General features: G+C 73.4%; 1 protein-coding gene. It reads right to left on the bottom strand.

What is annotated here, in order from left to right:
- Positions 1-201: 201 nt before the first annotated feature.
- Positions 202-538 (bottom strand): transposase (locus FCI23_RS56035; protein WP_136731811.1); only part of this gene is annotated, 337 nt, incomplete at its 5' end.

Below are 538 nucleotides of genomic sequence, written 5' to 3'. Positions count from 1 at the left end.
CGCCCCGGTGGTGTGGTCGTGGTGCGGGCAGGCTCGGCTGCCGGTCATCCCTTCGCGGGCTCGTGTCCGGCCGTGGGCGCGGACGGGCCTCTGCATGGGGGCGTTTCGCGACGGCCGACGGGATCGATCAGACTCACGGCCGCGCCGCACTGGCGGGGGCCAGACAGAGAACGATCGCGCGACGGCCGTGTTCCGGCCTGCTCATCCCGTAGCCGTCTTCGCCAGGCAGCGGACTTCGCCGTCGCGCAGGGCGTAGTAGACCAGGGTGAGCAGTTTGCGGGCCGCGGCGGTCTTGGCCACGTTGCGGGCATGGACGCCGCGGCGTTCGATGATGCGGTCCTTCAGGCGCCGCATCGGGGTGTCGGCGCTGCACCGCTGCACCGCTTCGACGCAGGCCCACCGCAGCAGCGGGGAGCCCTGTTTGGTGATCGGCCCGCGGTGGACCTTGGTGTCCGAGGCCCGGTGCCGCGGGGTCAGGCCGGCCCAGGAGCACAGCTGGCGGGCGCCGGCGAAGCGGGTCACGTCGCCGATCTCGGCG

This window comes from Actinacidiphila oryziradicis (assembly GCF_005047355.1).
Taxonomy (GTDB): Bacteria; Actinomycetota; Actinomycetes; order Streptomycetales; family Streptomycetaceae; genus Actinacidiphila; species Actinacidiphila oryziradicis.
This window is presented reverse-complemented; position numbering and strand designations above follow the sequence as displayed.